The sequence below is a fragment of the Actibacterium sp. genome, from assembly GCF_041584535.1.
In the GTDB taxonomy this organism is placed as follows: domain Bacteria; phylum Pseudomonadota; class Alphaproteobacteria; order Rhodobacterales; family Rhodobacteraceae; genus Actibacterium_D.
Window position 1 is genome coordinate 1 of record NZ_JBFHDW010000148.1, and the last position, 6,664, is coordinate 6,664.

Consider the following 6,664-nt stretch of genomic DNA (forward strand, 5'->3'; position numbering starts at 1 on the left):
CCGGGCCTATCACGAACGACAATTGCCCAAGGACGAGCTGTGGACCGACGAGGCTGGCGCGACGCTGGGCTGGCGCTGGACCCCGGTCTCGGCGGCGGGGCTGTATGTGCCCGGCGGGCTGGCCTCGTATCCGTCTTCGGTGCTGATGAACGCCATTCCGGCGCAGGTGGCCGGGGTGGAACGGCTGGTGATCTGCGCGCCGACGCCGGATGGGGTCAGCAACCCTCTGGTGCTGCTGGCGGCGCGTCTGGCCGGGGTCGAGACCGTCTATCGTATCGGCGGCGCTCAGGCGATTGCGGCGCTGGCCTATGGCACGGAAACCATCGCCGGGGTCGATAAGATCACCGGGCCGGGCAACGCCTTTGTCGCCGCCGCCAAGCGCCGGGTGTTCGGCAAGGTCGGCATCGACATGATCGCCGGGCCGTCCGAAATTCTGGTCATCGCCGACCGCGATAACGATCCCGACTGGATCGCGGTCGATCTGCTGAGTCAGGCCGAACATGACGCCAGCGCCCAATCGATCCTGATGACTGACGATGCCGAGTTTGGCCGTAAGGTCGCCGCCGCCGTGGATAAGCGCCTTGAGACGCTTGAACGCCGCGCCATCGCCGGGGCCAGCTGGCGCGATTACGGCGCGATCATCACGGTGCGCGATCTGGATCAGGCCGCCGCCCTGTCGAACCGCATCGCGCCCGAGCATCTGGAACTGTGCGTCGCCGATCCGATGGCGCTGTCGCAGCAGATCACCCATGCCGGGGCGATTTTCCTGGGCCAGTGGACACCCGAGGCAATCGGCGATTATATCGGTGGACCGAACCATGTTCTGCCGACGGCCCGGTCGGCCCGGTTCTCGTCGGGATTGAGTGTGATGGACTTTGTAAAACGGACAACGCTGGCGCAGATGACCCCGCAGGCTCTGCGCGCCATTGGTCCCGCCGCTGAATGTCTTGCCAAATCCGAAAGCCTTGAGGCGCATGGTCTGTCGATCCGCGCCCGCCTTGACCGTTTGAATGAGGGCGACGCATGACCGAAACCAACCGCCTGTCCCGCGTCGAGATCGACGACAGCAACCTGCCGGCGCCAACCCCCGAGATCGAACAGGAACGCAAGGTCGCGATCTATGACCTGATCGAAGACAACAGCTTTGGTCTGCCGGCCCGCGACGATCGCGCGGTGCCCGAGGGGCCGTATCACCTGTTGCTGGCGATCCGCGAAAAGCGGCTGGTGTTCGAAATCCGCACTGAATCCGGCGATCTGGTCGGGGAATTCCACATGTCGCTGGGGCCGTTCCGGCAGGTGGTGAAAGACTATTTCCAGATCTGCGAAAGCTATTTCGACGCGGTCAAAAAGCTGCCGCCGTCGAAGATCGAGGCCATCGACATGGCCCGTCGCGGCATTCACAACGAAGGCGCGCGGGTGCTGCAGGAACGTCTGGAAGGCAAGGCCGAGGTCGATAGCGACACCGCCCGCCGCCTGTTCACCCTGATTTGTGTTTTGCATTTCGGAGGCTGACGTGGGGCAGAAGAGCGATCCTCATTCGGTTCTGTTTTGCTGCGATCATAACGCGGTGCGCTCGCCCATGGCCGAGGGTATCGCCAAGAAACTGTATGGCCACCGGTTCTATCTGCAATCGGTCGGTGTTGTGAACGATCTGGAAATCGACGGCTTTGCCATCGCGGTCTGCGCCGAAATCGGCGTCCCGCTGGAGCGGCACCGGGCGCGGTCGTTCGACGAAATGCAGAAATGGGGCGAGGACCTGTCCAGCTTCGATCTGGTCGTCGCCCTGTCGCCGGCCAGCCAGCGCCGGGCGCTGGACCTGACCAAGTCCTGTCATCTTGAGGTCGAGTTCTGGCCGATCATCGACCCGACGGGCATCGGTGAAACCCGCGAAACCCGGCTGGCCGCCTTTCGACAGGCCCGCGATCAGATCCGCGACCGGCTGCTGGATCGGTTCGGCCCGCCGACCGCCTAAGCCGGTCGCAAGCGCCTTTGGCGCTGATTCCACATGCGAAACCGGCGATGAACGCCGGGTTTCGACCGATTTGCCCTTGAAAATCCGCCAGTCCGAGCGCATTTAAAGCCACGCTCGCACAATGGCGGGTAAATTTAAGATGGAGTGACCATGGCCAAGGAAGAAATGCTCGAATTCCCCGGCGTCGTGAAGGAACTCCTGCCTAATGCGACATTCCGGGTCGAGCTTGAAAACGGCCATGAGATCATCGCACATACGGCAGGGAAGATGCGCAAAAACCGCATCCGTGTTCTGGCTGGCGACAAAGTTCAGGTGGAAATGACCCCCTATGATCTGACCAAGGGTCGGATCAACTATCGTTTCAAGTAAGCCGTCTGATGCGGCTTGTGCTGGGCTCGGGCAGCCCGCGCCGGAAAGAGCTTCTGGCGCAGATCGGTATTGTGCCCGATGCCATTCGCGCCCCGGATATCGACGAAGACCCGATCGGCGCCGAATTGCCGCGCCCTTATTGCGCCCGTATGGCGCGTGAAAAAGCCTGGGCGGTGGATGCCGCCCCGGATGAACTGGTGCTATGCGCCGATACCACGGTGGCGCTGGGCCGCCGCATCCTGGGCAAACCCCGCGATGCGGGGCAGGCGGCCGAATTCCTGATCGCGCTGGGCGGTCGGCGGCATTCGGTGATTACCGCCGTTGCCCTGCGTCTGGGCGACCGGATCTGGGAACGCGACGCGGTCACCACGGTGAAATTCAAACGCCTTTCCGATGTCGAACTGAACGCTTACCTTGCCTCGAACGAATGGCAGGGCAAGGCGGGCGGCTATGGCATTCAGGGTCTGGCCGAGGCCTTTGTGCCTTGGATCAGCGGCTCGTTCTCGGGCGTCGTGGGCCTGCCGCTTGCCGAAACCGCCACGCTGCTTCAGGCCGCAGGCTATCCGCTGTATCAGGAGTCACAATGAACGGCCGCTCTGTCATTCTGGACGAACTCAAGGGCCGCAAGGCCGCCGCGCTGATGGTGGACGGGCGGCTGGATGATTTCCTGATCGACCCGGCTGACGATCAACCCGGACCCGGCGCGATCTATCGCGCGCAGGTCGACCGGCAGATGAAAGGGCAGGGCGGTGTGTTCCTGACCTTGCCCGGCGGCGGCTCGGCCTTTCTGCGTCAGGCCAAGGGGCTGGCCCCCGGTCAGGCGCTGCTGGTGCAGGTGACCGGCTATTCCGAGCCGGGCAAAGCTGTGCCGGTAACCACGCGGGTTCTGTTCAAAAGCCGCTATGCCATCATCACGCCGGATGCGCCGGGGCTGAATATCTCGCGCAGCATCCGCGACGACGACCTGCGCGATCACCTGATGGAACTGGCCCACGACGGCATGGACGCCGCGCCCGAGACGCTGGGCCTGATCCTGCGCTCGGCCTGTGCGACCGGCGATGCCGATGAAATCGCTGAAGACATCGCCGCGATGCGCGAGCTGGCCGAACAGGTGCTGGCCGATGTGACCGGCGGCCCGGAATTGCTGGTCGATGCGCCCGACGCGCATGAACTGGCATGGCGCGACTGGGCCGATCCGGCCCCTGATGAAGTGGTCGAAGGGTTCGAGGATCACGGCGTTCTGGACGCGCTGGCAATGCTGGGTGGCGCTGTGCCGCTGGTCGGCGGCGGCACGGTCTGGGTCGAGGCCACACGCGCGCTGGTCGCCGTGGATGTGAACACCGGCGGCGACAGCTCGCCCGCAGCCGGGCTGAAGGCCAATATCGCCACTGCCCGCGATCTGCCGCGGCTGCTGCGCATTCTGGGGCTGGGCGGTCAGATCGTCATCGACTTTGCGCCAATGCCGAAAAAGGACCGCCGCCAGCTTGAGCAAACCCTGAAAGCCGCGCTGCGCGCCGACCCGGTCGATACGGTTCTGGCGGGCTGGACGGCGCTGGGCCTGTTCGAACTGCAACGCAAACGCGAGCGCCTGCCGGTCGATAGGGGGATATTCGGATGACCTGCCCAACCTGCGGTCGCGAGACCGATCAGAAATACCGCCCGTTCTGCTCGCGCCGCTGCGCCGATGTCGATCTGGGAAACTGGCTGACCGGAAAATACGCGCTGCCGGCCACCGACCCGGAATCGTTGGAAAAAGCCGCCGAAGAGCTGGAACAGCAACCGCCGAAAGCCCACTGAACCCGCCACGCCCGTGCGCGCGAAAATTTCCCTGATTTTTTCTGATAACCCCTCTGGACACAGCCCCGCGCCACGTCTAGAACACCCCGACCCGAACGCAAGTCGTTCACCCGTGCCCGGGTAGCTCAGGGGTAGAGCAGTGGATTGAAAATCCTCGTGTCGGTGGTTCGATTCCGCCCCCGGGCACCATTCACCCAGAACATGGCTGAACATTAGCTCACTCAAATCACTGTTATTAAACGGTAAAATATTATCCTTTGCGCCAAGGCTGAACGCCGTGATACATAGTTTCTCATGTATTGGGGTGGGCCAAAGGGTGGGCCGGTTTGACAGTCACCAACGCGCTAACACAGATGAAAGCAAAAAACCTCGGCAAAGGTAAGTATGCCGATGGTCAGGGCCTGTGGCTAGTGAAGTCGCGCAAGGATGCCGGTAAGTGGATCCTTCGAATCGTAATCGATGGAAAACGCCGTGAAATGGGCCTGGGACGTTGGCCTGATGTCTCAATTGCTGAAGCGCGTGAGACTGCCAGTCAGGCACGCAAGAAGCTGCGTGGCGGCGTTGATCCAATTCAGGAGCGACGTGCGCAAACACTAAGAACAAAACGCCTTACAGTTGCAGATGCAGTCCAAGGGTGCTTCGAGGCCAAACGCGCTGAATTGAAAAACGGTGGTCACGCTGGCCGCTGGATGTCTCCACTGTCGGTACACGTCTTGCCGAAGATCGGCAAACTGGCGATCGAAGATATAGACCAGCACGAACTGAAACGGGTGATGGAACCCCTCTGGCACGAAAAGCCAGACACAGCCCGAAAAGCCATGAACCGCATAAACCTAACCTTGAAACATGCTGCCGCTTTAGGGCTGGATGTGGATCTTCAAGCGGTCATGAAGGCACAAGCTTTGCTTGGAAAACGTCGGCAAACCACCAAGCATATTCCATCGCTCCCCTACCAGGATGCTCCGGCCTTCTATCAATGGCTTTGCGAAAAGACCTTCATTTCTGCGTTGGCCTTGCGCTTCCTCATCCTGACAGTGGCCAGGACCAGTGAAGTACGCTTCGCCACATACACGGAAATCGACGGAGATATCTGGACCATTCCACCTGAACGCACCAAGACTTCCAAAGAGCATCGCATTCCGCTCTGCGATGAGGCGATGTCAGTGATTGAACAAGCGCGCGAGGAACTGGATCAGAAATTGCTGTTCCCGACGCTTCGTGGGAAGCCAATGTCGGATGCCACAATGAGTCGCTTCATGGAGCGAGAGGGTTATGACGCGCGACCTCACGGTTTTCGGGCTACCTTCCGTTCTTGGGCGGAGGAATGCGCAGACGCTCGGTATGAAGTAAAAGAAACAGCTCTGGGACACCAGGTCGGGAGCGATGTTGAACGAGCCTATCAGAGGTCGGATTTGCTGGAGAAGCGGCGAAGATTGATGACTGAATGGACACAGTTTCTACTTACTGCCTAAAGACGCGGCCACGGATTGCAAATCCGTGTATACCGGTTCGATTCCGGTACTCGCCTCCAAATCTTTTCATTGACTTAAGGGAAATACAGCGCACCCAAAGGGGTATTTAGGCTCATTTTAGGATCAGGAATCGTTTAGCTCTAAGATTGGTTACAATGTTCAGCAATGTGAATGTTGGATCCGATTCATACCGTCGCAAGTGCTCGCCATCGTCACACCAACATGCTCGTATCAGCGTTGAAAAAAGCAAGCCTGTTGGCTTTGCTGTCTAACTACCTACCTGATCCGAGGTTCTTTCTTTTTGTCCAAATCATCGTCTGCAAAAACGGAAGACCAGACAGTTTGTATACTGTCCGATGCGCCATTTAGTATCGGCTTGAGATATTCGCTAGCTTCATCGACAAGCCCGTCAGCTGCCTTTCCAACGAACTTTGCGCCTAGCTTTTTGAGAGCAGATCGCAGAACACCCTTCCAGGTTGTGTCCGGAGCGCCGACCGCAACCAAGGCCTTTCGCACCGCTTCACGCTGCTCTTCCTTCAATTGATCTGCAATTAGATCAGAAACTGCGTCCACAGGCATTCGGATGAGCGCAGAGTTAAACGACGTATCGCTAACATGGTTTAGCTTGCGAAGCTTTTCTTTCAGGTATGCGTGTACTAGAGGATTCTCAATCTCAAGAACAAAGTATTCCCCGTCCTTTGCGAAACGTGGCGAAACTAGTGCTTCGGCAAGGAGCGACTTTAGCTCGTCGTTGTCAAGCCTACGCACTTCAATGTCGAATAGAAGCTGTGCAGCCTTCGCTCGGGTGATCCGCAGCTGTGTCATTAGCTCATACAATGATGCCTTGCCCTCAACGACTGACAAACTCTGCAATAGTTCAAAAACTGCTAGCTCGATTTCTCTCTTTGGCATCGAACCAAATGCGGGAGTGCAAAAATCGCCAAGGAACTTGGATAACGCTTCAACAAGGTTTTCCTTACTCAAGTCAGCTAGACGCTCTTTCATGTGTGACCTCATCTCAAATGCTGATTGTAGCGTTATATCGTTTCTAAGA

At 59.2% G+C, this 6,664-nt stretch carries 8 protein-coding genes, 2 tRNA genes and 1 pseudogene; 10 read left to right on the forward strand and 1 reads right to left on the reverse strand.

The genetic code is table 11. From position 1 onward, the window contains the following. The 10 genes and pseudogenes from hisD to ABYW26_RS08665 form a co-directional block, all read left to right on the forward strand. A partial coding sequence (hisD, locus tag ABYW26_RS08620; RefSeq protein ID WP_372604376.1) for a histidinol dehydrogenase occupies window positions 1-1,027 on the forward strand: 1,027 nt, incomplete at its 5' end. Further along, entirely contained in the window at window positions 1,024-1,512 is a 489-nt protein-coding gene (locus ABYW26_RS08625; protein WP_372604377.1) for a UPF0262 family protein, read from the forward strand. The genes hisD and ABYW26_RS08625, both read left to right, overlap by 4 nt. Window position 1,513: 1 nt before the next feature. Further along, window positions 1,514-1,972, forward strand: a complete 459-nt coding sequence (locus tag ABYW26_RS08630; protein ID WP_372604378.1) for a low molecular weight phosphatase family protein — start codon at window positions 1,514-1,516, stop codon at window positions 1,970-1,972. A 150-nt stretch (window positions 1,973-2,122) separates the two neighbouring features. Then, window positions 2,123-2,341, forward strand: coding sequence for a translation initiation factor IF-1 (infA, locus tag ABYW26_RS08635; protein ID WP_011455993.1), 219 nt, complete (start codon window positions 2,123-2,125; stop codon window positions 2,339-2,341). Between the two features lie 8 nt (window positions 2,342-2,349). After that, window positions 2,350-2,928, forward strand: coding sequence for a nucleoside triphosphate pyrophosphatase (locus tag ABYW26_RS08640; RefSeq protein ID WP_372604379.1), 579 nt, complete (start codon window positions 2,350-2,352; stop codon window positions 2,926-2,928). Then, a complete protein-coding gene (locus ABYW26_RS08645) occupies window positions 2,925-3,959 on the forward strand; it encodes a ribonuclease E/G (RefSeq protein ID WP_372604380.1) in 1,035 nt (344 codons plus the stop codon). The genes ABYW26_RS08640 and ABYW26_RS08645 overlap by 4 nt, the downstream gene beginning before the upstream one ends. Then, the gene (locus ABYW26_RS08650; protein ID WP_372604381.1) at window positions 3,956-4,138 is read left to right on the forward strand and encodes a DNA gyrase inhibitor YacG; all 183 of its coding nucleotides are present in this window, start codon (window positions 3,956-3,958) and stop codon (window positions 4,136-4,138) included. Before ABYW26_RS08645 ends, ABYW26_RS08650 begins: the two co-directional genes overlap by 4 nt. 114 nt (window positions 4,139-4,252) lie before the next feature. Next, window positions 4,253-4,327: transfer RNA gene (locus ABYW26_RS08655), tRNA-Phe, on the forward strand. Window positions 4,328-4,491: 164 nt separating this feature from the next. Next, a pseudogene (locus ABYW26_RS08660) lies at window positions 4,492-5,535 on the forward strand (tyrosine-type recombinase/integrase); the annotation flags it as partial. Window positions 5,536-5,543: 8 nt separating this feature from the next. Beyond that, window positions 5,544-5,669: transfer RNA gene (locus ABYW26_RS08665), tRNA-Cys, on the forward strand. Window positions 5,670-5,886: 217 nt separating this feature from the next. On the opposite strand, the gene ABYW26_RS08670 is transcribed toward ABYW26_RS08665, so the two are convergent. Next, window positions 5,887-6,615: a hypothetical protein gene (locus tag ABYW26_RS08670; RefSeq protein WP_372604382.1), complete on the reverse strand. Its 729-nt coding sequence runs from the start codon at window positions 6,613-6,615 to the stop codon at window positions 5,887-5,889. Between the last annotated feature and the right edge of the window lie 49 nt (window positions 6,616-6,664).

What these genes read in the sequence shown, in the direction of transcription:
- ABYW26_RS08625 (WP_372604377.1), top strand. Translation starts at nt 1,024, where the DNA reads ATGACCGAAACCAACCGCCTGTCCCGCGTCGAGATCGACGACAGCAAC.
- infA (WP_011455993.1), top strand. Translation starts at nt 2,123, where the DNA reads ATGGCCAAGGAAGAAATGCTCGAATTCCCCGGCGTCGTGAAGGAACTC.
- ABYW26_RS08640 (WP_372604379.1), top strand. Translation starts at nt 2,350, where the DNA reads ATGCGGCTTGTGCTGGGCTCGGGCAGCCCGCGCCGGAAAGAGCTTCTG.
- ABYW26_RS08645 (WP_372604380.1), top strand. Translation starts at nt 2,925, where the DNA reads ATGAACGGCCGCTCTGTCATTCTGGACGAACTCAAGGGCCGCAAGGCC.
- ABYW26_RS08650 (WP_372604381.1), top strand. Translation starts at nt 3,956, where the DNA reads ATGACCTGCCCAACCTGCGGTCGCGAGACCGATCAGAAATACCGCCCG.
- ABYW26_RS08670 (WP_372604382.1), bottom strand. Translation starts at nt 6,615, where the DNA reads ATGAAAGAGCGTCTAGCTGACTTGAGTAAGGAAAACCTTGTTGAAGCG.